We start from the raw sequence: 22,267 nt of genomic DNA on the forward strand, positions 1-22,267 counted from the left end.
AACTTCGGGAGGCCAGTAACAAATCCCGCTTCGCCTACGTACATGCAGTAGGGGCGTGACGGTACCGGACATCGAAAACGATCATGGCAACACTCGACGATCACAGCCAGGCCACTCCAACAGGCCCGATGACAACAGTCATCCGCCGGCACTCGCTGGCGACCCGCATTACACACTGGATCAACGTTCTCTGTCTCAGCCTGCTTCTCATGAGCGGGCTGCAGATTTTCAATGCCCACCCGGCGCTCTATTGGGGCCAGTACGGCGCGGATGCAGACCCGTCATGGCTGTCGATCGGCGCCGTCGATGGCGGCACGCGCGGCGTGCTTCGCATCGGCAATCTGCAGATCACGACAACAGGCGTTCTCGGCGTTTCGGGAACGGGCGATGACGCGACCGAGCGTGGCTTCCCTTCCTGGATCACTATTCCGAGCTACCAGGATCTCGCAACCGGCCGCCGCTGGCATCTGTTCTTTGCCTGGCTCTTCGTCATCAACGGATCGATCTATGCGCTCATCGGCTTCCTGTCAGGCCATTTCCGCCGCGATCTGGCGCCGAGCGGCGAAGAGATCTCGCCGCGCCATCTGGGGCAGGAAATCGCCGACCACGCGCGCCTGCGCTTCCCCAAGGGTGAAAAGGCAAGGCGTTACAATGTGCTGCAGAAGCTCGCCTACCTGATCGTCATCTTCATCCTGCTGCCGCTGATGTTTGCAACGGGCTTGACCATGTCACCCGCCATGGATGCCGGCTATCCTTTCCTGCTCGACCTCTTCGGCGGCAGGCAAACGGCCCGGTCGATCCACTTCATCTGCGCCTGGTCGATCGTCCTCTTCGTTTTCGTGCATATCGCCATGGTGATCCTGTCCGGCCTCTGGAACAACATGCGCTCTATGATAACGGGCCGCTACGTGATCGAAACCGAAAGGGACGATCGATGACCTTTTCCATCACACGCCGCGGCCTGCTGATCGGCTCGGCTGCCGGCCTCGGTGCTTTCGGCCTCACCGGCTGCGACGATGTCGTCCAGAACTCCAATGTCCAGTCCGTTCTCGACATGGCCGAGACGCTGACGATGAAAAGCCAGCGGCTGCTCGTTCCCAAGGACAAGCTGGCGCGCGAATATTCCGAAGCCGATATCTCGCCGACATTTCGGCCGAACGGCACGAGCCAGCCCGACAGCGAAGCCTATGCGCAGATGATGGCAACCGGCTTCGCCGACTGGCGACTGAAGATTGACGGGCTGGTAGAGCGTCCCGTCGAGCTTTCGCTCGCAGATCTGAAGAAGCTGCCCTCACGCACCCAGATCACCCGTCACGACTGCGTCGAGGGCTGGAGTGCCATCGGCAAGTGGACGGGCGCGCCGCTCGGACCACTCCTGCAGAGCGTGGGGCTGAAGCCTCAGGCCCGCTATGCCGTCTTCTATTGCGCAGACCAGCTCGAACTAACGCTGGACGGCAGCGGAACCTACTATGAAAGCATCGATCTCATCGACGCCTTTCACCCGCAGACCATCCTCGCCTATCAGATGAACGGCAAGGATCTGGAGGTCGCCCACGGCGCCCCGCTTCGTCTGCGCGTCGAGCGCCAGCTCGGCTACAAGCATGCCAAATACCTGATGCGGATCGAGATCAAGGACAGCTTCGCCGGCCTGTGGGGCGGTAAGGGTGGCTTCTGGGAAGACCGTGGCTACGAGTGGTACGCCGGAATCTAGGCACTCGCGCCTTCGGACAGTGCCGCCCGAGACGCCGGGGAAGCTCATTGGTATGCGCAGAACATCTGGCATCCGCAAGCCGACGCTGGCATAAATGAGCTTCATCGAGGGAGGCATCATGATGCAGAAGAACGCGCCGGACTTCAGCCTTGCGGGCAAGGTGACTTTGGTGACGGGAGCGAGCCGTGGCATCGGTCGAGCTTGCGCACTTGCCTGTGCCGCAGCAGGCTCCGATATTGTTTTGGGGGTCCGTGATGTCGCAGCCTCGGCGGGCCTCGTTGCCGAACTCGAGGGCGCGGGACGAAAAGTTCTCCCTGTCGAACTGGACATTCCCAACAAGGCCCATATCGCACAAGCCGTCGACGCGGCGCTTGCCACGTTCGGTCGGATCGACATCCTCGTCAACAATGTCGGCGTGGCTCCGGGCAATCTCGCGGAACTCGTTGAGGAGAAGGATCTTGATGAGATACTCGATGTCAACATCAAGGGCACCTTTCTGATGACGCAGGCAGTTGGCCGGCACATGATCAAGCGCAATGGGGGCCGCATCATCAACATCAGCTCACAGGCCGGTACTGTGGCACTACGTGGCGAGGCAATCTATTGCATGAGCAAGGCGGCAATCAATCACCTCACGCGCTGCCTTGCAGCCGAATGGGCACGTTACGATATCACCGTAAATACCGTATCGCCGACGTTCATTCACACCGACGGTACAGCACCTTTTCTATCCGATGCCGACAATCGCAAAGCGACGCTCGATCACATTCCACTCGGTCGAATCGGTGAAACCGATGATGTGGTGGGTGCCGTAGTCTTCCTTGCATCGCCGGCTGCGAGTCTGATCACCGGCGCGAACCTGCTGGTGGACGGTGGATGGTCCGTCGCCTGAGGCCGAGACGCCAGCGGCACTTTCCTCCGCAACTTGACGCGGCTCCCACGATTCACGGCCACGACCATTGCCGAGAGCGAGCGGCGAACTCTGGCATGCATCTCCTCTGCCAGCGCTTTCGAAGGATGCGAAAAAGGCCGATACCGGCCAGCCTTTTCCTTGTGCTGATCTTCCCGAAGCCCAGAGGTCCTCAGGTGTTCAAGCCGCCATCCACATTGAGGATGGCGCCTGTGATGTTCCTTGCAGCCGGGCTTGCGAGGAAGGCGACGGCAGCCGCCACATCCTGCGGCTCGCCATAGCGGCCGAGCGGTATCAGGGCGCGCTGGAAATCGGCAAATTCCCCGTCGGCCGGGTTCATGTCCGTATTGGTTGATCCCGGCTGGATCAGGTTGACGGTGACATCCCGAGGTCCGAGTTCGCGGGCGAGACCACGCGTGAAGGACTGCAGCGCGGATTTCGTCATGTAATACACCGTGCCGGTATCGCCGACGATGCGTTCGGCGCCGGCCGAGCCGATATTGATGACGCGGCCTCCCGCTTGCAGATGGGGAATGGCGGCCTGCGCGGCGAGCACCGGCGAGCGCACGTTGACATCAAGCAGCGCATCGATCTGCGCGACGCTGAAGCCGGCAATCGTATCGTAAAGCGCGATGGCGGCATTGTTGACGAGAATGTCGAGGCCACCAAGCGCGCGAGCCGCCGCCTCCACCGAGCGCTTCACGGCCGCCGGATCGGCACTGTCGGCCTGGATTGCAAATCCCCGCCTGCCCTTGCCCTCGATAGCGCGAACGACCTCGGCGGCGCGTTCGGCCGAGCGCTCATAGGTGATGGCGACATCGGCGCCCTTTTCGGCCAGCGCCACCGCAATGGCGGCACCGATCCCACGTGATGCGCCCGTCACGAGAGCACGTTTTCCAGCGAGTTCAGTCATCAATCGTCCCTTTCTGTATTGATCGACACAGAATTAGTTGGGAATTCCGAACGCGCCCGTCAAGAATATTATATCGATCGACACAAAAATATCTCGAGCCGTTGCCGAAGCGCGCCGGCGGGTTTAAATAATGAACGATGCAGAATTCCGACCAGACGCCGCAAGCCCAGGATACGACGGCCAACGAGACGACAGTCACCCGCACCCGCGGGCGACCGCGCGCCTTCGACCGGGAAGCTGCGCTCGCGAAGGCGACCCGCCTGTTCTGGGAAAAGGGTTTCGAGGCGACCTCGATCACCGACCTTACCGAGGCGATGGGAATCGGATCGCCAAGCCTCTACGCGGCCTTCGGCTCGAAGGAGGCGCTCTATGCCGAGGCGTTGAACTATTACCACGAGACCAACGAGGCGCTTGTCTGGGCAGGCTTTCGCGCCGCGCCGACGGCGCGCGAAGCCGTCAAGGCGCTTCTCATGGACTCGGCGGCGGTCCTGACCGGCTCCGTCGTCGATATTCCGCTCGGCTGCATGGTGGCCCTCTCCTCGGTCGGCAGCGAGGGCCATGCCGAACTCGGCGAACTGGTGCGAACCGCCCGCGCCGTCACGCTCGACCTTCTGAAACGGCGCCTGACCCAGGCGGTATCGGCAGGCGAAATTCCAGCCTCGACCGACATTCACGGCCTCGCCCGTTTCGTGCAGACTGTTCAGAACGGCATGTCGATCCTCGCCCGCGATGGAGCAAGCCGCAGCGAACTGGAATCCGTGGCCGAGGTCTCGATGCTCGGATGGGACGCCCGCACGCAAGGACGATCATAGCGTGACGACCGCCATGAGCCGGAAGTGGTCATGAGGCGGCCGTCTCGCCGATGTCGAAGCGGATGATCCTGTCGCCTTCCATGCGGAAGATGTGCATCACAGTCTTGTCCTTCAGGCCATGATCCTGCCCCTCCAGCGGCCGGCCATTCAGATCGAACACCCTCTGGATCACCTCGACCTCTATCGCACCATCTTCCGTCTGCTGAAACGCAACCGGCTCGACATGCGGGCTGACGATCGCCCATTGGCGCGTCCAATAATCCCGAACCGCCTCACGCCCATGAACATGGCCGCCCTCCATGCCGTTCGCCCAGGCGACATCATCGGCCAAGGCGGCAAGCACCCCGTCGATATCCCGCGCATTGAAACGCTCATAGATGTGCTTGATCAACTGCGTCTGTTTTTCCGACATGCTGTTTCCTCTCTATAAGTGAGCGGGGTTCGACCGACATTGACCAACATGGTCAGCGCAATTACATACGTGCATATATAGTTTGTAGTCCACGGCAGGCAAGGAGCAAATGCAATGAGTAAAGACGTGCTTTCCACGCCGGGGCATCTGATCAGTCTCGCTGCGCGAGGCTTCGCCCGCCTCAGTGAATCACGTCTCAAACCGCTCGGCTTCGGCGTCGGGCAATTGCCGGTTCTGGTCGCGTTGCAAAACGGCAAAGCAAGCACGCAACGCGACCTCGCCCGCTTCGCCAAGGTGGAGCAGCCACCGATGGCGCAGATGCTCGTGCGCATGGAGCGGAATGGCCTTATAGAGCGCACCCCCGACCCGGCGGACGGCCGAAGCAGCCACATCATGTTGACTGAGGCCGCACGGGCACGCATGCCCGAGGCAATAGCGACCTTGTTTCAAGGCAACCGCGAGGCGCTGAATGGCTTCACAAATGCGGAAGAGGAACAGCTCGTCGCCCTGCTGGCCCGGCTGATCGCCAACCTGGATCAAATTGCGAGTGCCGATCTGCCATCACGCGACCCCTGATTTTTCGTCCCGTCGCGCCGACCATCACCCCGCCGGCCGCGCCACCTTCCGCGCAAACGGCACCCACAACAGCGCGCACCCCGTCAGCACCGCAACCACCATCCACGCCTCGTTGATCGCCTGAACGGTTGCCGCCGTCTGCACCAGCGGATCGAGCATCGCTGTCGTATCGGCATCGAACTCTCCCTGATGCCCGGCAATTGCCTGCAGCGGCGCGCCGACGAAAGCGGCTATATCCACGTCCCCCGCCTTCAGCCGGTCCCATAGCCCTTGGCCGAGCGGGTCCGAGCGGGTGTAGATAACAGTGTCGATCAGCGCGATGCCGATCGCGCCGCCGAGGTTGCGCATTAGGTTGAAGAGACCGCTGGCGTCAGGAATGCGCTCCGGCGGCAGGGTGCCGAGGGCGAGCCGCGTCGGCGGCAGCAGGCAGAACATGATGGCGGTGCCGCGGATGATCTGCGGCCAGAACATCGCGTCGTAATCGGTCTGCGGATCCTGAAACGCGCTCATGCCGATGCCGATGGCAAAGAGCGTGAAGCCGACGGCAGACAGCAACCGCGCATCCGTCCGCTTTTCGAGAGCGACCGCGATCGGCGCGGTGAGGAGCTGGGCAATGCCCGTCACCAGCATCGTCATGCCGATCTCGAGCGCGTTGTGTCCGCGCACGAAGGCGAGAAAGACCGGCATGAGATAGACGGAACCGAAAAGCCCGATGCCGAGAACGAAGCTCAGCGCGGACCCCACCAGAAAGTTCCTGTTGCTGAAATTGTTGAGCTCGACGACAGGTATCGCTCTGCGCAGCGACCGCCATGCGAAGACGCATCCTGAGACCACGGACAGACCGATGAGGCCGGCGACAGTGAGCGAGGTCCAGCCGCTCGTCGGTGCCTCCTTCAGGCCGATTTCCAGCGCTGCCAGGCTCGCTGCCATCAGCAGCAACGAGACGATATCCAGATGCCAGAGCTCCGATAGGTTGACGCCCTCTCGGGGAAGCGAGCGCATGGCGACGAGCGCCGCCAGAATGCCGGGAATGATGTTGATCAGAAACAGCCAGTGCCATGAATAGGTCTCGGTCAGCCAACCGCCGACGATCGGCCCGATGGTCGGCGCAAGCACGGCAAGAACGCCGGCGATCGTCGTGGCAAGCGCCTGCCGCTTATCGGGAAACAGGATGAAGACGGCCGAAAACACCGAGGGGATGAGCGTGCCGCCGGAAAAGCCCTGGACGACCCGCCAGGCAATGAGTTCGCCGAAACTGTCGCTCGCAGCACAGCCTGCCGAGGCGATGACGAACAACGAGAGCGCGGTCACGAAGAGCCAGCGCATCGTCAGCAGGCGGGTCAGGAAGCCCGTCAGCGGTATCGCCACGACCTCGGCGATGAGATAGGCGGTCTGAACCCAGCTCATCTGGTCCGGATGAATATCGAGCGCGGACTGGATGGTCGGAAGCGAGGTTGCGACGACCTGCACGTCGAGGATCGCCATGAACATGCCGAGGCACATGGCCAGAAAGCCGATCCATCTGCGCTGTGGCGCAACTGCGGACGAAACGGGTTCAGACCGGTCGGGCATGAAATGGTCCTGCAAGAGCTTCGTTCTCAGCCTGATCCGGATTGCCGGGGATCAACGCGTCGGCCACGGACAATAGCCGCGATGTGCCTCTATCACCAGAGCGCCTGGTCCGCCGTCAGCATGTCGATAACCGGCGGCGATTTGTAAGGGATCTCAAGTAAAGATTCTTCAATCCTGTCTCTTGCAATCCGCCCCGCCAGGCATCATATCCCGGCTTCACCTGAAAACGGACTTGCGCTTGGTATCGACGTTGGTCGAGCCGCGTTCGAGCTCCACAGGACAAGGGCGCTCCCCGAAAGGGTCGAGCGCCCTTTTGATTCCAGCGGCGTCAGGCGTAAACCGTGCCCGCCATGGCAGCCTTCACCCCCAGACTTCCCTGATCGACGAGCGCGAGAAAGACGGCCTTCGCCTTCTCCGTATCCCGGCTCTGCCTGAAGGTCCGGTGCGCCTCGATGAAGGCGACGCTCCAGCTCGCAAACAGCATGGCGGCCGCAAGCTTCGCCTGATCATCATCAGCGCCTCGCCCCACGCTTTCGGCGAGTGCCACCGCCAATTCCCCCGCGATCTCATCCCGGATTGCGCGCGCCCTCGCCTTCAGCGTTTCGCTGTTCTCCACCGTCTCGATAAAACTCTGGCTCGCCGTGGAAAACAGGAGGTAAGGCGTCTGCTGCCGGACGAGCCGATGCGCCAGCAGCCGCAACGTCTCGATCGGCGAAACCTCGGCATCGCGGTGCCGCAGGGCTTCGCGCAGCGTCTCGCGCGCCTCCTCGTCGCGATCGAAGAACATGTCCTCCTTGCGCGGGAAATGGTTGAACACCGTCATCCGCCCGACATCGGCAGCCGCCGCGATCTCGTCGACCGTCACATTCTCGAAGCCCCGCTCGAAAAACAGCCGGTCGGCGGCAAGCGAGATGGCACGGCGCGTGGCGAGGCGCTTTCGGGCACGCCGGTCGAGCGAAGCGGCATCCGCTGTTTCCATCTCCGAAGGCGTTGCGCCCGCTTGTGTTTCGTCCTTGTGTTTCGACATGCCGCTCTGAATAGCAGGATTCATGTACTGAGTACACCGATGTTGACAGACAACATCAATCGGCATATTTCCATACTCAGTACATATTTATATCAAGTACAAAAAAATTCACAGATGCCGCCGCGGAACCGGGCTGCCTGCCCGTGGCCGCAAACGGCACGGCTTTGCGCCGCATCCCACTCGCCCCCAAAAGGAGAAGCCCATGGCTCTCGCCGTCAACAAACCCTTGATCGTCATCTTCACCGCCATCTGCCTCGATGCCATCGGCATCGGGCTGATCTTCCCCATCCTGCCACACCTGCTTCAGGAGGTGACGCAGACTGAGGACATCGCCGTCTATGTCGGCATCATGACCGCGCTCTATGCCGCCATGCAATTCGTCTTCGCCCCGGTGCTTGGGGGCCTCAGCGATACGATCGGCCGCCGTCCGGTGCTCCTGATTTCGCTCGCCGGTGCCGCGGTCAATTACGTCATCATGGCCTTTGCGCCATCCCTCTTGCTGCTCTTCATCGGCCGCGCCATCGCCGGCCTCACCAGCGCCAACATGTCGGTCGCCTCGGCCTATATCACCGATATTTCGCCCGCCGATCAGCGTGCCCGCCGCTTCGGCCTGTTCAATGCCATGTTCGGCGCAGGCTTCATCATCGGCCCCGTTCTCGGTGGGTTGCTCGGCGATTACTGGCTGCGCCTACCCTTCATCGCCGCCGCAGTGCTGAACGCCTGCAACCTGCTGCTTGCCCTCTTCGTCCTGCCGGAGTCGCGGACACCATCGCGCCAGCAGATCGATCTTGCCGAATTGAACCCGCTGCGGCCCCTCAAATGGATCGTCTCGATGAAAGGCCTGCTGCCCATCGTATCCGTCTATTTCGTCTTCAGCGCCGCCGGCGAATCCTACGGCACCTGCTGGGCGCTCTGGGGCTTCGACACATTCGGCTGGAACGGCTTCTGGATCGGCCTGTCGCTCGGCACCTTCGGCATCTGCCAGACGGTCTGCCAAGCCTTCCTGCCGGGGCCGGCAACGCGGCTGCTCGGCGAGCGCGGCTCGGTCATGACAGGCATCGCCTGCGCCTCGATCGCCCTCCTCGTCATGGCCTTCGCAAACCAGGGCTGGATGATCTTCGCCATCATGCCGGTCTTCACCCTCGTCGGCATCGGCAACCCCGCCTTCCAGGCGCTCGCCACAAGGCAGGTCGAGCCCGATCGGCAGGGCGAACTCCAGGGCTTACTCGCCTCCACCGTCAGCCTCGCCTCCATCATCGCGCCGCTCGGCTTCTCGTCCCTCTATTTCGTGACGCGAGAGAATTGGCCGGGCGGCATCTGGCTGTCGGTGATCGGCCTCTATGCGATTGCGGTGCCGCTGGTGCTCATCAGCACGAGAACGGCCGGCACCTTACAGACCGAAAATGCTTGGTAAAGGCATGACCGCTTAAGGCGGTGGAGCCGCTGCCGTTAAACGCCGCGTCATGAAGAGGCTTATTGGCGTTTCCGCATAGGGCGGGAAAGGGTCGCAAGGCTGATATCCCCCGCGCCGATAGAGCTGCTGCGCCTCGGTATTGCGCGTTCCCACTTCGAGCAGCATCGTGAGTGCGCCAAGTTTCATGGCCTGCGCTTCCGCCCCTTTGAGGAGCGCCATACCGATACCAGCCCCTCGCGACTGCGCATCAACAATCATGCGCTTGAGTTCAGTCGAATAATCACCTCTGTCAAACAGCACGCACATCCCGACCGCTTTCCCGGCGATACGGGCAATCAGAACATAAGTATCTGTCTTTACTAAAGACTCCGCATCTATCGGTCGCCGATATTCACCCGGGTAAAGCATAGCGGCGACAGCATCCGATTGCTGCAGGAGGGATGAAACCTCTGACTGCATCGGGTGTTCGGGTTTAACGGAAATAGGGTTCATCAAAGCAAAGCTCATGTCGCCGACGTAACGCCAACGCACAAGACTGCGGCCGATGCGCTCTGTCAACAGAACCGGGATTTTGCTGACGACCTGATGGCCGGTTATGGCTCCAGCGTCCCGAACCAGGCGACAAGCGCCACGACGCCAATGGCGATCGCGATCTCCGCAATCGTCCCGGCCGCCAGCGCCTTGGCGGCTAAGCGCGACCGACCGATGCGCGGCACCAGCCCATAGCGGTTGAAGACGGCCATCAGCACCATGATCACGACAAGGCCGATCTTGAGCGCAAGCAGCCGCTGATAAGGCACGCTCCAGTCGAGCGGTAACCCGCCTGTTATCAGCAGGCTGTTGGCAAGCCCCGAGAGAATGACCAGCGCCACGGCGACATGCCCCGCGCTGGAAAATCGGATCAGCGCCATCCGTGCATCAGTTCCCGCCCTGTGGTCGCGAAGTCGGCAAAGGACCAGCGCAACCGGGGCCAGCGCCCCAATCCATGCGCCACCGGCGAGCACGTGCACCATGTCGTTTGCCCGGTGGAGCACACGCAGCCAGCCGTCGTTCATCGCCGCATGGCCGGTCAGCGCCAGGCCGCAGAGCAGCAAGGCGGAAACAATGGCTGTCACTGCCATCTGCCGGCGCGACGGCATCCATGTCACCGCCAGGAGAACAACGGCAAACATGGCCTGCCAGGCCCATGCTGTGCCGATGGAGGTTCCCGTCAGCACTGATATCATCGTGTCCGTATCCAGCCCATCCGCCCAGCCATTGCCGAGCATGGCGCTGCGCACCGGCAGCAGCGCCGTGGTGGAGATCACGGCCAGCGCCACGGCCGCAAAACGCGCCACCCCGAGCTTCGCCCAGATGCAGCCGCTCAACCCCTTGGGCACGAGCAGCCACAGATAGGCGGCGCTGCCCCAGAGAAACAGCGCTGTCCCGTCGAAGGCGAAACGGCAGAGGATGAAGGCCGTATCCGGTGTCATCAGGGATTGACGGTAAAGCTGAAACTGCCGTTGGTCTTGTGCCCGTCGGTGGAAAGCACATGCCAGTCGACCATATAGCTGCCGGGCGCGAGCTTGTCGGAAACCGGCACCATCAGCACCTTGCCGCCATCTTCGAGCATGCCGTCGCCGAGCTTGATGTCCTTTTTGTCCGGGCCGGTGACGGTGAGGCCGCTGAACTTGAGGTTCAGCTCTTCGGTGAAGGTGAGATCGAGTTCGCTGGGCGACGCGACGGCCGCCTTGTCGGCCGGCACGGAGCTTTTCAGATGCGCATGCGCGAAGGCTTGGCCGGCGAGCGCGATGCTTGCGAGGGCGGTGACGGAGAGAATGCGGGTCATCGGGGACATCAGATCATGCCTTTCGTTTGGTTGGGACAGGCGGTGGCGCGCAAGGCCCTCGCGAGATTAGACAGTCGGAGAGCGGATTTATTCCGGGCCATGTTGTGGTTTCTTCTCGGCGTCATCCACACACTCCGCCGTCATCCTCGGGCTTGTCCCGAGGATCTGCATCGGCCCACAGCAGATGCTCGGGACAAGCCCGAGCATGACGGGAGGAGAAGTGGCGGGTTTCGCCGACGCGTGCCGTGGATCTCCCCATCACACCCCTCCACTGAGCAACACATCACGGATCTTCACCAGCGCCTCATCACGATCCGTGCCATAGGGGATCAACCCCTTCAGCCGCCCATCGGCGCCCGGATGTCCGCGGAAGATCGACTGGTCGACGTCATTGCCTCGGTCATCGACAAGGGAAAACTGCGTATCGAAAGGCCCGGTGCGCGGCTCCGAAAGATAGAGCGACACGACAAGCGCAATCAGCGCGCCGACGAAGACCGCACTTGCGGCAAAGCCTGACATGGCAAGGGTGCGCGCGCTCATTGGCCATGCCCCTCATGGCCGCCCTGGCCGGCGCCACCGGCCTCGCCCGCCATCATGACAGTGCCTTCGAAGCTTGCAAACAGCGCCAGAACCTTCGGGTCGAGCCCGGCTTCGGCCTCGGCCAGATCCGCCGCCAGCGCCCTTGCATCCTCAGCGGAAAGCCCGGCCTTCTCCAAAGCCGTTGCCTCCTTTATGCCATCGCCGCTGCAGAGAACGATGCTCCACCCGTGATGCCCCTTCTTCAGCAGTGCCCGTCCGCCGCGCCCATCCTGCTGCCAGCCGGCAATCGCCCAGTCGTTCCTGACGACCACGGGCAGGATTGTCAGCGGCTTGTCCGGCCTCTCGAACATCGTCTTCAGCGTCGCCGGGATCGCCTCCTCCGGCGGTGGTCCGGACATATCCATGCCCTCCATGCCGGGCATCTCCATCACGCTATGATCCATCGCGCCATGCTCCATGCCGCCACCTGCGCCACCAATGTCACCGAGCGGCCCGGCAATCCTGCCGACGGCAAAATCGACCTCGATCTTTCCGGCCTTCTCGAAGCTCAGCACTGTCCGGATCGTCTCGCCCTGTTTGAAGGGCTTGCTCACGTCCTGGAACATCAGGTGGTAGTTGGGTTCCAGCGTCACCGTCTGCCCGGCGGGAATGGCAAGCCCGCCCTTCAGCTCGCGCATGGTCATGATGCCGTTATCCATGCTCATCTGGTGCAGCTGCACGGTCCTGGCGCGGTCCGAGCTGGCGGCAACGAGTTTGTCCGGCTCGCTGCCCGTATTGGTGATGACAAGATAGCCGTCACCGACCTTTGCCCCCGGCACCATGGAATGCGAGGCCGCATGGTCGATCCGGATCGTGCCGGCGGCCGGTTCCTGTGCAGCCGCAGCCGTCGCAATCAGCAGGCTGAGAAGAAAAGGGAAAATCGTCTTCATCATCCCCTCCTCAGGTAAAGGCGCGCTTCAGCGGCGGCACGAAGCGGATCACCATCTGGTCGAAAGCGATCATCAGCAGGATCGTGAGCCCACTCATCGGAAAGGCGACGGCAAAGGCGAGCACGATGGTCCAGAGCCCGAAATAGACGGAGCGCCTCGGCGGCATGGGCGGCACACCGATGCGCCCGGCCGGTCGCCGCTTCCACCACATGACGGCGCCCGTGCCGCAGGAAAGGATGATCGCCAGGCACGTCGCCAGCATCAGGAGCTGGTTGAAGAGCCCGAATTCCTGCCCCTGATGCACATTGATACCCCATTCGATCGCCCGCCCCAGGAAGGGATACTGGCCGAAGGAGAGATCGACGAGCGGCTTGCCGGAATACTGGTCGATATGGAGAGTGCGCTCGTTGGTGAGGTCATCGGGATAGATCGCCGCCGTATAGACGCCGGTCTCGCTGCCGGGAATGGCGAGATCGAAACCCGGCGCCATGCCGAGCCCGCGTGCGATCTCGACGGCGCGATCGAGGCCAACAGGTTTCTTCGACTGCGCCGCCGCGATATCCGACAGCGGCACCGGCGCCTGCTCGACGATCCAGCCTGCCTTCGGCAGGATATCCTCCGTCACCTTCTGCGATTTCGGCACGGCATCCCACAACTGCACGGGATAGCCGAGATCATGGCTCGTCAGCCACGCATTCACATTGGCGCCCCAGTATCCCGACCAGGGCATGCCCGTCATCGCCATGAAGAAGATCAGGATGCCGGCGAATGCGCCTGTCACCGCATGAAGATCGCGCCAGAAGACGCGCCGCGCAGGCGTGCCGCGCACGGTCACGACGCCACCCGCCTGCCGCCGCGGCCACCAGAGGTAGATGCCGGTCACGACCAGCACCATTGCAAAACCGCCTGATATCTCGATCAGCTTGTTGGGCGTCGCCCCAAACAGCGCAAGGCTGTGGATGCGCTTGACGACATAGTTGAACTCCTCGGTCGTCCCGACCGTATCGAGCACCTTGCCGTCATAGGGATTGACGAAGACCAGCGTCGAGCCGGCCTCGGTGGAAACGGTGACGATCGCCGAGCGGTCGAGCCCGGCCGGATCCTTGTAGGAGCTGGCGACGGAACTAGGCACGGCCGCCGCCGCGATATCGGCGATCTCATGCGGCGCCAGCGCCTCGCCGGCAGGCTGAACAATATAGCGATAGGCAAAGACCGTATCGTTGATCTCGTCCTTGAAGAGATAGAGCGAGCCGGTGATCGCGAGATTGAGCAGGAAGGGAATGGTGAGCAAGCCGGCAAAGAAGTGCCAGCGCCAGATGGCGCGATAGAGCGAAACGCCGGATACGGCGTTGTCAGCCGGTTCGGCTGCAGTGGTGGTAGACATGGAAGTGTATCCGAATCCGCGGCCGGCGGCGTCAATGCGGCCCGGCCATGATTGCAAGACGCATCACGGCCCGTGCCGCAATGCGGGTTCAGGCAAGGATCGGATTGGCAGGCGGCGCGCGCGGCCCGGTATTCGGCGGAAAAAGCTGGCGATGGAAGGCTTCGGCGCGGCGCGGCAGCTCGACGGCAACCGTAAAGCCAATCCGCGCACCGGTGATATCGGCAGGCTGCGGCAGCACCACGGAAGCACTGATACGGCAGGCTTCGCACGGATTGAGGTGCGCGATCTTGCCGTGCTCCTTGCCGCTGTCGTCGACAACAGTGACGCAGAGCGTCGGCAGCGTGCCGTCGGGCAGCACATATTGGGCAAGTGCTGCGGGGCTGAGGGCATCCTCGGCAAGGGCCGGAACCTGATGCGCAAAGCCGACAAAGACGAGCGCAAGCGCGCATAGAATGCGCACCATCAATTGCTCGATCCTGTCCAGACGGCGTTGCATCGTTCCCCTGCGCCTCAAGGCCCCTACCTCGACATCGAATCCGTGATAGCGACATCCGCGGGAAAGCTCAATGCGACATTCGTTCGCCACGATGGGGTCGGCAGGCGAAGCGGCTTTGAACATTTTAGGCGTGAGGCTGAGCCACACCCCCTCTGTCCGGCAGGACATAGGGGGTGATCCTTGCGCGACATATGCCAACCGCCACGACCACCGTCCGCAGTGCAAGAGTATGCATCCCCGCAGACGAGGCCTGTTCACATGCGATGCGAGAGCTCGTCCTGATGCCGTTCGTAAGCGTGCCGCGCCTCGGCCAGCGCTTCATCGACATTGTGCGACCGGCCGGCCAGCGGCACATCGCCCAGCCTGCCGTTGGCAATCAGCAGGCGCCACCCCCAGGGTTTTGCCGCCGACAGGTTCTCTCCATCGCGGGCGATGGTCCCGATATATTTGCCGTCGACGGTCAGGTGGAAAACGCTCGGCTCGCCTGACGGCACAAGCGCGAAATTCGCGCCTTCCTGATGTCCAATCATGGCACTGGCTCCAACTGATGATGATCAAGCGATCCGAACCGCCGCCTCGCGCCTTTGTTCCCGAAAGCCCATTGCTTCTGAAAAGCACGTCACCATGAGGCGACGACAAGAGATCCGACCGTGATGATCAGGGCAACAAGCAGCACCAGGCCGATATAGATCGACATATATCTGACCCGGTATTTCGTCGCCGGCGTCATGGCACAGCTCCGGAAGGCGACTCATCCTCGCCGGGATCGGGCGCCGGCTGGTCATCGCCCTGCTTGTCGGGCATCGGCTCCTTGACGGGCGGAGCGGGTTTTCCGGGCGGCGGAACGGGGGCCGACGGATGAGGTTCGGGTGCCAGGACCTTGATCACTGTGGCAGGAATCGTCATGGCCTTGTTCTCCGGCTTGCGTGAAGGGCTTGCATGCAAAAGCCCAACGAGGCCGGGCCTGCGATGTTCCAGAGGCGCAGCCTTTTTCCGCCCGGCGGGAACCTCGGCGCTCACATCGGGTTTGGAAGCCAGGTCGAAAGGAAAAGGCCATGCCGGACCGATCCGAAAAAAACCTGCTTCCCGCCAATACCCAAGGCATGCCCTCTATGTTTCAGGGCATGCCCCCCCTTTTTCAGGACATGCCCCCTCTTTTTCAGGACATGAATGACGAGCTTGCCGATCGCGGCTTCATCCTGACCTCGACCGACGACCTCATCACCTGGGCGCGCACCGGCTCGCTGATGTGGATGACCTTCGGACTCGCCTGCTGCGCCATCGAGATGATGCAGGTCGCCATGCCTCGCTACGACATGGAGCGTTTCGGCGTTGCTCCCCGCGCAAGCCCGCGCCAGTCCGATCTGATGATCGTCGCCGGCACGCTCTGCAACAAGATGGCGCCGGCGCTGCGCAAGGTCTACGACCAGATGCCCGAGCCGCGCTACGTCATCTCCATGGGCTCCTGCGCCAATGGGGGCGGCTATTACCACTATTCCTATTCGGTGGTGCGCGGCTGCGACCGCGTCGTCCCTGTCGACATCTATGTGCCGGGCTGTCCCCCGACCGCCGAGGCGCTGCTCTATGGCGTGATGCTGCTGCAGAAGAAGATCCGCCGCCGCGGTTCGATCGAGCGCTAGGCGGTGCCTATGACAGCGGTACCGTCAAGCCACTTAAATCACTGCGCGCCGGCGATACTCTCCTGGGGTGACACCGAGACAGCGGCGGAACACCGTCGTCAAATGGGACTGGCTGGAAAAACCGCAAGCAAGCGCGATATCGACGAGCGGCACATCCCTTCGGCGCAACAAGGCTCCAGCCCGTTCGATCCGCCGTCCCAGCACATAAGAATGGGGCGACATGCCAACCGTCTCTTGGAAGCGACGGGCAAAATGATAGGTACTCATCCCTGCAACGGTCGCGAGCGATGACAGCCGCAGGTCATGGTCGATGCCATCTTCGATGTAATCGACAACGCGTGCGATGCCCCGGGCCGGAAGCTTGCCGAATGGCCCGTGCCCGTTTCGCTCGCCGTGACTCGATAACCGCAGAAGGAATGTTTCGGCGAGGATCAATGCCCAACTGTCGAGGAGGAGATTGGTAGGCTCGATCGAGGAGGCTGTATGCCGTATGCGCTCCAGGCTACGGTACAGCCGAGCATCCAGCACGTCGGCGGGCATCCGCAGATGGTCGTGGGTGAGCGCCTTTCCGAACAGCGAAGCACAAACCATGCCCATCAGGTCGAATGGAATGTGGAATTGCATGAAGCTCACCGGCTGCTCGAAGCGCCACTGTGCGCCTTCGAACGGCAACATGGAAACCAGGCCCGACGGCGCTGCGTCGCGCCAAGCCGTCGCTGCACTCGTTCGGAGCGAGGCACTGACGAAGTTCGGATCACCCTCTTGCGGGGAATCCTCGACGGTCGAGAACCAATAGCTCAACTTGAGCGACGCCGCCGTTTCGGCACCGATCGTGCGTATTGGTGCGATCAGATGATCTGTCCAGTATCGCGGCACGCCGGAAGTGCATACCGCCCTGCAGGAAGCAAGGCCGGCGCCCTCGCCATCCCGAGCCTCATTGTGGCCGAACCCCTTCCAGGCCTCTTCGAATTTCAACCGCCCGCCCTCCAGGCCGCCTCGACGCTTTTGATGACGCAAATTCAGCGAACCATCGAAGCGCCTGGGGCAGCAAAATAGCAAGATTCTGAAATACCCACCAGCCGCGGCGCTCTTATCTGACGTCGGACATCGGCATTCACTTCGTGCGGCGCAGGATGATGAAACCGCTGGAATGCACGACAATTTTTTGAAGCGGCAGCGTGACGCTGCGCCAAGAAGCATCAGCCAGGGCCGCCAAGCACTCGCATAAGCTGAGGGAAGCAAAAGATGATAGAAGATCGTGGGCAGATTTCAGCCGGCCTCAATCGCCGGGACGCATTGAAAAGCACGGGCGCGGTCCTGGCCGCATCGATGACCGGGATGGCGCCGCCGACCGTGGCGCAGGGGCAGCAGACGGCTTCCCCGGTCAAACCCGAGCTGCCGATTGGCCCCCGGTTGCAAGGCGTCCAGCATTTCGGCCTGACGGTCCAGGACATGGAACGGGCCTTCACCTTCTATACCCAGGTTCTCGGCGGCACCGAGGTGATGCGGGACGGCGACTTTCAGGGCGAGCGTATTCACAATACGCTGCTGACCGGTCCGGAAATCGAAGCGCGCGCACGCGGTGTCAATCCGCGCGCAATGGGAATTCCCGATCTGCGCGGCGGCGCGCAGCGGCTCGATGTGCGCTTCGTCCAGTTCGATAATGTCGTGATCGAGCTTCTGCAATATCGCGACGCCGATCAGCCGATGGGTGGTCCGCGAGCATTTGCCGAGCCGCTCGATCATATGAGCCCTGCCTTTCCGCGGATGATGCACATCTGCTTTCACATTCGCGACGATGTCGATTTCAACCAGTTCATCGCCGACCTCGAAGCGGAATCGGCGCGGCGCGGCATGACGCATGTGCGCGCGAACCGCGTCGTGACCGTGGCGAGCGAGGCGGAACGCAAAGCAGCCCCGCTCGACGCCAATTCCAACCCGATAACCGAGGGCAAGTCGGATGGGTGGTGGCTGATCTACTGCACCGGCTCGGAAGGCGAACAACTCGAATTCGTGCAGGCGCTGGGTCCGGTCAAGCAAACCTTCGACGATGCGTTCGAAGCGCGACGTAAAATGGTGGCCGCATCGCGCTGAGCGGAGAGCTGTGTTGCTGCTGCCGCGACATCGCCCGCCAACCCCTTCCTCACCAGTGCCTCGGCTCGAACCCGATGGCGCAACTCCAGCGTGAGACCTGAGAGCGGCGAGCGAGCAATCGAAGGAAGGAGACAAGTAATGACACGGAGATTCCTGTCCCACATCACGCCGGCGGCGCTGCTCGCGACCGCTTTTGCAGCGCCCTCGGCGATCGCTCGCGACGCCGGCGGCTTGCGCTACGCCGATATTCCCGCCGACGCTTATGCCGTCGTCGCGCAGGTTCGCGCCAAGCCCGGCAAGGAAGATGCGCTGCGCGCCATCACGCTACCGCTCGTGCCGCAGGTCCGCGCCGAACCGAAGAACTTACTCTACTTCCTTCAGGAGAGCCGCGAGGCGCCCGGACATTTCATATTCTATGAGATCTTCGCCAGCCAGGCCGATTTCGAAGCGCATAACCAGACGCCGCATGTACAGTCTTGGTTCGCGCGCCTGCCCGAATTTGCCGATGGCGGGGTCACCGTGATCCGTATGGGTATCCTCAACAACGCGGCGACCGACCGCTGATGTGATCATGGAAAGCAGCTGAGCACTGGGTCTCGTTTTCGGTTCTGTTTCTCGCGCCATCAGGATATGGGCAGAGAACTAATGCTCGCTGCTGAAAACGAGGGGCGACGGCAAGGCTCGATCGAGCGCTTGGCAGCGCATTGGACGCATTGATCGTCGGCGCGCGTCGTCACCCCTCTCCCCCGCCTGACTGCCGGGGCGCCTCACCCTCGACCGATGATTCCCCTCCGCAGCGCGCAGCGTTCCCGCTCATCAGCCCTTGCGAATCGCATAAGTCTGTGCTTATGTGTCGTCATGATGGAACACGACATTTTCCGTGCCCTCGCGGACCCGACCCGCCGCACGATCTTCGAGAAACTGGCCGCCGGCAGCATGAATGCCAGCGCGCTTCGCCAAGGGATGGATATCAGCCAGCCGGCCATGTCCCAGCATCTCGCCGTGTTGCGGGCGGCAAGGCTGGTGCGCGAACAGAAAGAGGGCCGTTTCGTGAATTACGAGGTCGATCCGGATGGGCTGGCTCTCATCGCCCAATGGCTGGCGAAATACCGCGCCTACTGGCCAGCCCGCATCGATGCTCTCAAGCTCTTGTTGAAGGATATGGATCAATGAACGAGGTGAAAGCCAAGGTGCAAGCCAAGCAACAACAAAGCGGCTTCGAACAGACATACGAGCTGGATGCGCCGCCGGAAAAGGTCTGGCGCGCGATCAGCATTGCGGAATTCCGGGAGAAATGGCTGCCGAAGGAAGCGCTTGCCGATCCGCAATCGCTCTCCGAGACACCGGGCAAGGAAATCCGCTACCGATTGCGCGACGATGCCCCGCCCTATCTCGAAAGCACCGTCATCTTCACGGTCGCTCCGAATGCATCCGGCGGAACCAGCCTGCGGATCGTCCACAAGCTGACCGGTGCCACTTTCGAGCGGCTTTCGAGATCGGTCGCCAACAGCAACAGCCAGACCATGATGCTCGCCGCCTGACGCGGCAGGCCTATCCCTATCAAATTTCTGGAAGATTGGAGTTCGCCGATGCGCGAAGCGATGCAACTCGTCCCTATGGTCGTCGAACAATCCTCAAGAGGGGAGCGATCCTTCGACATCTATTCCCGACTCCTGCGAGAGCGGATCATCTTTCTGAACGGCGAGATCAACGACACCGTTTCGGCCCTTGTCTGCGCCCAGCTTCTGTTCCTCGAAGCCGAAAATCCGAAGAAGCCGATCAATCTCTACATCAATTCGCCTGGCGGCGTCGTGACCAGCGGCTTTGCCATGTACGACACGATGCGCTTCATCCGCGCGCCGGTGCACACGCTCTGCATGGGAACGGCCCGCTCGATGGGCTCCTTCCTGCTGATGGCCGGCCAGCCGGGAGAGCGGTACGCCCTGCCGAATGCCAGCATCCTCATCCACCAGCCCCTCGGCGGCTTCCAGGGCCAGGCGTCCGACATGCTCATCCATGCTGAGGAAATCAGGAAGACGAAGCAGCTCATGACGCGCCTCTACGCCGAACATTGCGGCCGGTCCTATGAGGAGTTCGAGACCGCCATGGATCGCGATCGTTTCATGACGGCGCAAGAGGCCGTGGAATGGGGCCTGATCGACCGCATCCTTCGGGATCGCGAAGAAATGGCGGAGTCAGCGCCATAATAGTCGTCGGACGCGCCGAAGGGATCCGGTCACGATGAAAAGCCGGCCAGACATCAAACAAGGCCGGTGCCTCAATTTCTCAAAAATCCAACAGCTGGGACTGGACAAGGCAGATGTAACTTTATAACAACGATAATGTAATGTTATTACATTAAGGGAGATTTCATGTACCGGCGCCTTTTCGCTAACTTCGCAGTCGCCACCGCGCTGACATCCGCTATCTTGCCATCGGCTTCCCGCGCCGAAGAGGAACAGCAGCAGAGCTGGCGGCTTTTCGTGGCTGATCACAGCCTGCCGGTCGTCCGCGCCATCGATCTTGCGAGCGGGAGTGAGATCGGTCGCTTCGATCTCAAGGGTTATGCCGCCCTGTCGCTGAGCGACACCGGGCGCACCGTCTTTGCTGTCCAGGGCGAAGAGAATGTCGTTCATGTCATCGATACCGGCATTGCCCTTTCCGATCATGGGGAGCATCGCGATCTCGAAGTGACGCCGCCGAAGCTGGTCGGCGCGACGATAAAGGGCGAGAAGCCGGGCCATGTGGTAACGCATGGCGATGACGTGGCGATCTTCTACGATCGCACCGATCGCTTCGATCTCTTGAAGGAAAGCAGCCTGCTGCAGGAAAAGCCGGAGCCGAAGGCCGTCAATACCATCGCCGCCCATCACGGCGTCGCGGTACCCATGGGCAATCACCTGCTGGTTTCCGCGCCCAACATGCAGGCCCCGGTCAAGGAGGGCGAACTGCCGCCGCGCCTTGGCCTCAGGGTGCTCGATCGTGATGGCCGGCAGATCGGCGATGTTGCGCCCTGCACCGGCCTGCATGGCGAGGCAACCTCCGCCCGCCTCGTCGCCTTCGGTTGCGAGGAAGGCGTACTCGTCGCCCGCCCCGGCGGCACGGAAGGCCCCAAACTCGCGATGCTCGCCTATGGCGCATCGCTGCCGCAAGGCAAGGTTTCCACCCTGCTCGGCGGCCGTTCCATGCAGTTTTTCCTCGGCAATTACGGGGAGGATAAGGTGGTATTGATCGATCCCGACAGCACCGAGACGCCCTACCGCCTCGTCGACCTTCCGACACGGCGCGTCGATTTCACCCTCGATCCGGCAAGATTCCAGAATGCCTATATTCTGACCGAAGACGGCAGGCTGCATCTGCTCGACACAGTCAAGGGCGAGATCGTGAGATCGGAAACCGTGACCGAGCCCTACAGCAAGGATGGCCATTGGCGCGATGCCCGCCCGCGGCTGGCCGTGGCCGGCGATGATATCGCCATCACCGACCCCCGCCACAGCCTGATCCGCCTCGTCAGCACGCAGACGCTGAAGGAGGTACGCACGATCCCCGTCGAGGGTCAGCCCTTCGGGCTTGTCGCCGCCGGCGGCTCGGGCGCCAGCCACTAAGGCGGCCTCGGACCCGACACACTTCGCATTCCGCCGCTTGACGTCGCCCATGGCGGCGTCATAGATCGGGGCGACGGTTCCCCGAAGAGAACTCCGAGGGGAATAATAGGGAACACGGTGAGGACGACCCAAGAGGGACCGAGACCGTGGCTGCCCCCGCAACTGTAAGCGGATTGTCGATCTCGGGGTTGATCGCTTCAGCGGTCATGCCCTCGGCCTCAGGGCCGTGCCACTGCGTTTTCGCGGGAAGGCAGATGACCGGCACATATTCGCGAGCCAGGAGACCTGCCGTCGATCACGATCCAATCAAGCCGGGCGGGGATGCCCGACAAGGAGCAGACATGATTGACACGCCCCCTCTCCACCTGCCGCCATCCATCCGTCTCGATTGGACGATCCGCCAC

26 protein-coding genes, 1 pseudogene and 1 riboswitch are annotated in these 22,267 nt (G+C 62.1%); of the genes and pseudogenes, 13 read left to right on the plus strand and 14 right to left on the minus strand.

Going from position 1 to position 22,267, the window contains the following annotated elements; translation table 11 throughout:
• The first annotated feature begins 83 nt into the window (after nt 1–83).
• The 3 genes from FHT82_RS29090 to FHT82_RS29100 all read left to right on the plus strand — a co-directional run bounded on the left by FHT82_RS29090 (nt 84) and on the right by FHT82_RS29100 (nt 2,603).
• A complete protein-coding gene (locus FHT82_RS29090; protein WP_183736183.1) occupies nt 84–938 on the plus strand; it encodes a cytochrome b/b6 domain-containing protein in 855 nt (284 codons plus the stop codon).
• Complete coding sequence (locus FHT82_RS29095) at nt 935–1,711, plus strand: molybdopterin-binding protein (protein WP_183736184.1); 777 nt, start codon at nt 935–937, stop codon at nt 1,709–1,711. Before FHT82_RS29090 ends, FHT82_RS29095 begins: the two co-directional genes overlap by 4 nt.
• A 121-nt stretch (nt 1,712–1,832) precedes the next feature.
• Complete coding sequence (locus FHT82_RS29100; RefSeq protein ID WP_183736287.1) at nt 1,833–2,603, plus strand: glucose 1-dehydrogenase; 771 nt, start codon at nt 1,833–1,835, stop codon at nt 2,601–2,603.
• A 190-nt stretch (nt 2,604–2,793) separates the two neighbouring features.
• On the opposite strand, the gene FHT82_RS29105 is transcribed toward FHT82_RS29100, so the two are convergent.
• On the minus strand, nt 2,794–3,534 hold the full coding sequence (locus tag FHT82_RS29105; protein WP_183736185.1) for an SDR family oxidoreductase: 741 nt from the start codon (nt 3,532–3,534) through the stop codon (nt 2,794–2,796).
• A gap of 137 nt (nt 3,535–3,671) precedes the next feature.
• Here FHT82_RS29105 and FHT82_RS29110 point away from each other — a divergent pair, with 137 nt between their 5' ends.
• Entirely contained in the window at nt 3,672–4,346 is a 675-nt protein-coding gene (locus FHT82_RS29110; RefSeq protein ID WP_183736186.1) for a TetR/AcrR family transcriptional regulator, read from the plus strand.
• 28 nt (nt 4,347–4,374) lie between these two features.
• Here the strand turns inward: FHT82_RS29110 and FHT82_RS29115 are convergent, their stop codons facing one another.
• The gene (locus FHT82_RS29115; RefSeq protein ID WP_183736187.1) at nt 4,375–4,758 is read right to left on the minus strand and encodes a nuclear transport factor 2 family protein; all 384 of its coding nucleotides are present in this window, start codon (nt 4,756–4,758) and stop codon (nt 4,375–4,377) included.
• A 114-nt stretch (nt 4,759–4,872) separates the two neighbouring features.
• Between FHT82_RS29115 and FHT82_RS29120 the strand changes: the two genes are divergently transcribed.
• Nucleotides 4,873–5,334 carry a MarR family winged helix-turn-helix transcriptional regulator gene (locus tag FHT82_RS29120; RefSeq protein ID WP_183736188.1) on the plus strand — a complete coding sequence of 154 codons (462 nt, stop codon included), beginning with the start codon at nt 4,873–4,875 and terminating at the stop codon, nt 5,332–5,334.
• Between the two features lie 24 nt (nt 5,335–5,358).
• Here FHT82_RS29120 and FHT82_RS29125 read toward each other — a convergent pair whose 3' ends face one another.
• Both FHT82_RS29125 and FHT82_RS29130 read right to left on the minus strand, forming a co-directional pair.
• A complete protein-coding gene (locus tag FHT82_RS29125) occupies nt 5,359–6,906 on the minus strand; it encodes a DHA2 family efflux MFS transporter permease subunit (protein WP_183736189.1) in 1,548 nt (515 codons plus the stop codon).
• Nucleotides 6,907–7,234: 328 nt separating this feature from the next.
• Nucleotides 7,235–7,885, minus strand: coding sequence for a TetR/AcrR family transcriptional regulator (locus tag FHT82_RS29130; RefSeq protein ID WP_183736288.1), 651 nt, complete (start codon nt 7,883–7,885; stop codon nt 7,235–7,237).
• A 250-nt stretch (nt 7,886–8,135) separates the two neighbouring features.
• Here FHT82_RS29130 and FHT82_RS29135 point away from each other — a divergent pair, with 250 nt between their 5' ends.
• Nucleotides 8,136–9,347 (plus strand): TCR/Tet family MFS transporter, encoded by a 1,212-nt coding sequence (locus tag FHT82_RS29135; protein WP_183736190.1) that lies wholly within the window; start codon nt 8,136–8,138, stop codon nt 9,345–9,347.
• A 12-nt stretch (nt 9,348–9,359) separates the two neighbouring features.
• Here FHT82_RS29135 and FHT82_RS29140 read toward each other — a convergent pair whose 3' ends face one another.
• The 9 genes from FHT82_RS29140 to FHT82_RS29180 form a co-directional block, all read right to left on the minus strand.
• Nucleotides 9,360–9,905: a GNAT family N-acetyltransferase gene (locus FHT82_RS29140; RefSeq protein WP_183736191.1), complete on the minus strand. Its 546-nt coding sequence runs from the start codon at nt 9,903–9,905 to the stop codon at nt 9,360–9,362.
• Nucleotides 9,906–9,940: 35 nt separating this feature from the next.
• Entirely contained in the window at nt 9,941–10,819 is an 879-nt protein-coding gene (gene copD, locus FHT82_RS29145; protein WP_183736192.1) for a copper homeostasis membrane protein CopD, read from the minus strand.
• Complete coding sequence (copC, locus tag FHT82_RS29150) at nt 10,819–11,184, minus strand: copper homeostasis periplasmic binding protein CopC (protein WP_183736193.1); 366 nt, start codon at nt 11,182–11,184, stop codon at nt 10,819–10,821. The genes copD and copC overlap by 1 nt, the downstream gene beginning before the upstream one ends.
• A 249-nt stretch (nt 11,185–11,433) precedes the next feature.
• Complete coding sequence (locus FHT82_RS29155; protein WP_183736194.1) at nt 11,434–11,715, minus strand: hypothetical protein; 282 nt, start codon at nt 11,713–11,715, stop codon at nt 11,434–11,436.
• Nucleotides 11,712–12,644, minus strand: a complete 933-nt coding sequence (locus tag FHT82_RS29160; protein WP_183736289.1) for a copper uptake system-associated protein — start codon at nt 12,642–12,644, stop codon at nt 11,712–11,714. The genes FHT82_RS29155 and FHT82_RS29160 overlap by 4 nt, the downstream gene beginning before the upstream one ends.
• 10 nt (nt 12,645–12,654) lie before the next feature.
• The gene (locus FHT82_RS29165) at nt 12,655–14,028 is read right to left on the minus strand and encodes a PepSY domain-containing protein (protein ID WP_183736195.1); all 1,374 of its coding nucleotides are present in this window, start codon (nt 14,026–14,028) and stop codon (nt 12,655–12,657) included.
• An 88-nt stretch (nt 14,029–14,116) separates the two neighbouring features.
• Nucleotides 14,117–14,524, minus strand: coding sequence for a hypothetical protein (locus FHT82_RS29170; protein WP_183736196.1), 408 nt, complete (start codon nt 14,522–14,524; stop codon nt 14,117–14,119).
• 254 nt (nt 14,525–14,778) lie between these two features.
• Nucleotides 14,779–15,054, minus strand: coding sequence for a hypothetical protein (locus FHT82_RS29175; RefSeq protein WP_183736197.1), 276 nt, complete (start codon nt 15,052–15,054; stop codon nt 14,779–14,781).
• Between the two features lie 196 nt (nt 15,055–15,250).
• The gene (locus FHT82_RS29180; RefSeq protein WP_183736198.1) at nt 15,251–15,430 is read right to left on the minus strand and encodes a hypothetical protein; all 180 of its coding nucleotides are present in this window, start codon (nt 15,428–15,430) and stop codon (nt 15,251–15,253) included.
• Between the two features lie 257 nt (nt 15,431–15,687).
• On the opposite strand from FHT82_RS29180, the pseudogene FHT82_RS29185 reads away from it, so the two are divergent.
• Nucleotides 15,688–16,164: pseudogene (locus FHT82_RS29185) on the plus strand (NADH-quinone oxidoreductase subunit B family protein); the annotation flags it as partial.
• Between the two features lie 33 nt (nt 16,165–16,197).
• Here FHT82_RS29185 and FHT82_RS29190 read toward each other — a convergent pair.
• Entirely contained in the window at nt 16,198–17,139 is a 942-nt protein-coding gene (locus FHT82_RS29190; RefSeq protein ID WP_183736199.1) for an AraC family transcriptional regulator, read from the minus strand.
• Between the two features lie 270 nt (nt 17,140–17,409).
• Here FHT82_RS29190 and FHT82_RS29195 point away from each other — a divergent pair, with 270 nt between their 5' ends.
• The 6 genes from FHT82_RS29195 to FHT82_RS29220 all read left to right on the plus strand — a co-directional run bounded on the left by FHT82_RS29195 (nt 17,410) and on the right by FHT82_RS29220 (nt 21,863).
• The gene (locus FHT82_RS29195) at nt 17,410–18,258 is read left to right on the plus strand and encodes a VOC family protein (protein ID WP_183736200.1); all 849 of its coding nucleotides are present in this window, start codon (nt 17,410–17,412) and stop codon (nt 18,256–18,258) included.
• 138 nt (nt 18,259–18,396) lie between these two features.
• Nucleotides 18,397–18,822 (plus strand): putative quinol monooxygenase, encoded by a 426-nt coding sequence (locus tag FHT82_RS29200; protein WP_183736201.1) that lies wholly within the window; start codon nt 18,397–18,399, stop codon nt 18,820–18,822.
• A 294-nt stretch (nt 18,823–19,116) separates the two neighbouring features.
• Entirely contained in the window at nt 19,117–19,431 is a 315-nt protein-coding gene (locus FHT82_RS29205; RefSeq protein ID WP_183736202.1) for a metalloregulator ArsR/SmtB family transcription factor, read from the plus strand.
• Nucleotides 19,428–19,799, plus strand: coding sequence for a hypothetical protein (locus FHT82_RS29210; RefSeq protein ID WP_183736203.1), 372 nt, complete (start codon nt 19,428–19,430; stop codon nt 19,797–19,799). The genes FHT82_RS29205 and FHT82_RS29210 overlap by 4 nt, the downstream gene beginning before the upstream one ends.
• A 48-nt stretch (nt 19,800–19,847) precedes the next feature.
• The gene (locus FHT82_RS29215; RefSeq protein WP_183736204.1) at nt 19,848–20,465 is read left to right on the plus strand and encodes an ATP-dependent Clp protease proteolytic subunit; all 618 of its coding nucleotides are present in this window, start codon (nt 19,848–19,850) and stop codon (nt 20,463–20,465) included.
• Between the two features lie 165 nt (nt 20,466–20,630).
• Nucleotides 20,631–21,863 (plus strand): metallochaperone AztD, encoded by a 1,233-nt coding sequence (locus tag FHT82_RS29220; protein ID WP_183736205.1) that lies wholly within the window; start codon nt 20,631–20,633, stop codon nt 21,861–21,863.
• A 57-nt stretch (nt 21,864–21,920) separates the two neighbouring features.
• A riboswitch (cobalamin riboswitch) is annotated at nt 21,921–22,171 on the plus strand.
• The last annotated feature ends 96 nt before the right edge of the window (nt 22,172–22,267 follow it).

The sequence above is a fragment of the Rhizobium sp. BK275 genome (genome assembly GCF_014193555.1).
In the GTDB taxonomy this organism is placed as follows: Bacteria; Pseudomonadota; Alphaproteobacteria; order Rhizobiales; family Rhizobiaceae; genus Rhizobium.

Bases quoted from the DNA above. Each gene is read 5' to 3' on its own strand.
- FHT82_RS29090 (WP_183736183.1), top strand. From the start codon at position 84: ATGGCAACACTCGACGATCACAGCCAGGCCACTCCAACAGGCCCGATG.
- FHT82_RS29095 (WP_183736184.1), top strand. From the start codon at position 935: ATGACCTTTTCCATCACACGCCGCGGCCTGCTGATCGGCTCGGCTGCC.
- FHT82_RS29100 (WP_183736287.1), top strand. From the start codon at position 1,833: ATGCAGAAGAACGCGCCGGACTTCAGCCTTGCGGGCAAGGTGACTTTG.
- FHT82_RS29105 (WP_183736185.1), bottom strand. From the start codon at position 3,534: ATGACTGAACTCGCTGGAAAACGTGCTCTCGTGACGGGCGCATCACGT.
- FHT82_RS29110 (WP_183736186.1), top strand. From the start codon at position 3,672: ATGCAGAATTCCGACCAGACGCCGCAAGCCCAGGATACGACGGCCAAC.
- FHT82_RS29115 (WP_183736187.1), bottom strand. From the start codon at position 4,758: ATGTCGGAAAAACAGACGCAGTTGATCAAGCACATCTATGAGCGTTTC.
- FHT82_RS29120 (WP_183736188.1), top strand. From the start codon at position 4,873: ATGAGTAAAGACGTGCTTTCCACGCCGGGGCATCTGATCAGTCTCGCT.
- FHT82_RS29125 (WP_183736189.1), bottom strand. From the start codon at position 6,906: ATGCCCGACCGGTCTGAACCCGTTTCGTCCGCAGTTGCGCCACAGCGC.
- FHT82_RS29130 (WP_183736288.1), bottom strand. From the start codon at position 7,885: ATGGAAACAGCGGATGCCGCTTCGCTCGACCGGCGTGCCCGAAAGCGC.
- FHT82_RS29135 (WP_183736190.1), top strand. From the start codon at position 8,136: ATGGCTCTCGCCGTCAACAAACCCTTGATCGTCATCTTCACCGCCATC.
- copD (WP_183736192.1), bottom strand. From the start codon at position 10,819: ATGACACCGGATACGGCCTTCATCCTCTGCCGTTTCGCCTTCGACGGG.
- copC (WP_183736193.1), bottom strand. From the start codon at position 11,184: ATGTCCCCGATGACCCGCATTCTCTCCGTCACCGCCCTCGCAAGCATC.
- FHT82_RS29155 (WP_183736194.1), bottom strand. From the start codon at position 11,715: ATGAGCGCGCGCACCCTTGCCATGTCAGGCTTTGCCGCAAGTGCGGTC.
- FHT82_RS29160 (WP_183736289.1), bottom strand. From the start codon at position 12,644: ATGAAGACGATTTTCCCTTTTCTTCTCAGCCTGCTGATTGCGACGGCT.
- FHT82_RS29165 (WP_183736195.1), bottom strand. From the start codon at position 14,028: ATGTCTACCACCACTGCAGCCGAACCGGCTGACAACGCCGTATCCGGC.
- FHT82_RS29170 (WP_183736196.1), bottom strand. From the start codon at position 14,524: ATGCAACGCCGTCTGGACAGGATCGAGCAATTGATGGTGCGCATTCTA.
- FHT82_RS29175 (WP_183736197.1), bottom strand. From the start codon at position 15,054: ATGATTGGACATCAGGAAGGCGCGAATTTCGCGCTTGTGCCGTCAGGC.
- FHT82_RS29180 (WP_183736198.1), bottom strand. From the start codon at position 15,430: ATGACGATTCCTGCCACAGTGATCAAGGTCCTGGCACCCGAACCTCAT.
- FHT82_RS29195 (WP_183736200.1), top strand. From the start codon at position 17,410: ATGATAGAAGATCGTGGGCAGATTTCAGCCGGCCTCAATCGCCGGGAC.
- FHT82_RS29200 (WP_183736201.1), top strand. From the start codon at position 18,397: ATGACACGGAGATTCCTGTCCCACATCACGCCGGCGGCGCTGCTCGCG.
- FHT82_RS29205 (WP_183736202.1), top strand. From the start codon at position 19,117: ATGATGGAACACGACATTTTCCGTGCCCTCGCGGACCCGACCCGCCGC.
- FHT82_RS29210 (WP_183736203.1), top strand. From the start codon at position 19,428: ATGAACGAGGTGAAAGCCAAGGTGCAAGCCAAGCAACAACAAAGCGGC.
- FHT82_RS29215 (WP_183736204.1), top strand. From the start codon at position 19,848: ATGCGCGAAGCGATGCAACTCGTCCCTATGGTCGTCGAACAATCCTCA.
- FHT82_RS29220 (WP_183736205.1), top strand. From the start codon at position 20,631: ATGTACCGGCGCCTTTTCGCTAACTTCGCAGTCGCCACCGCGCTGACA.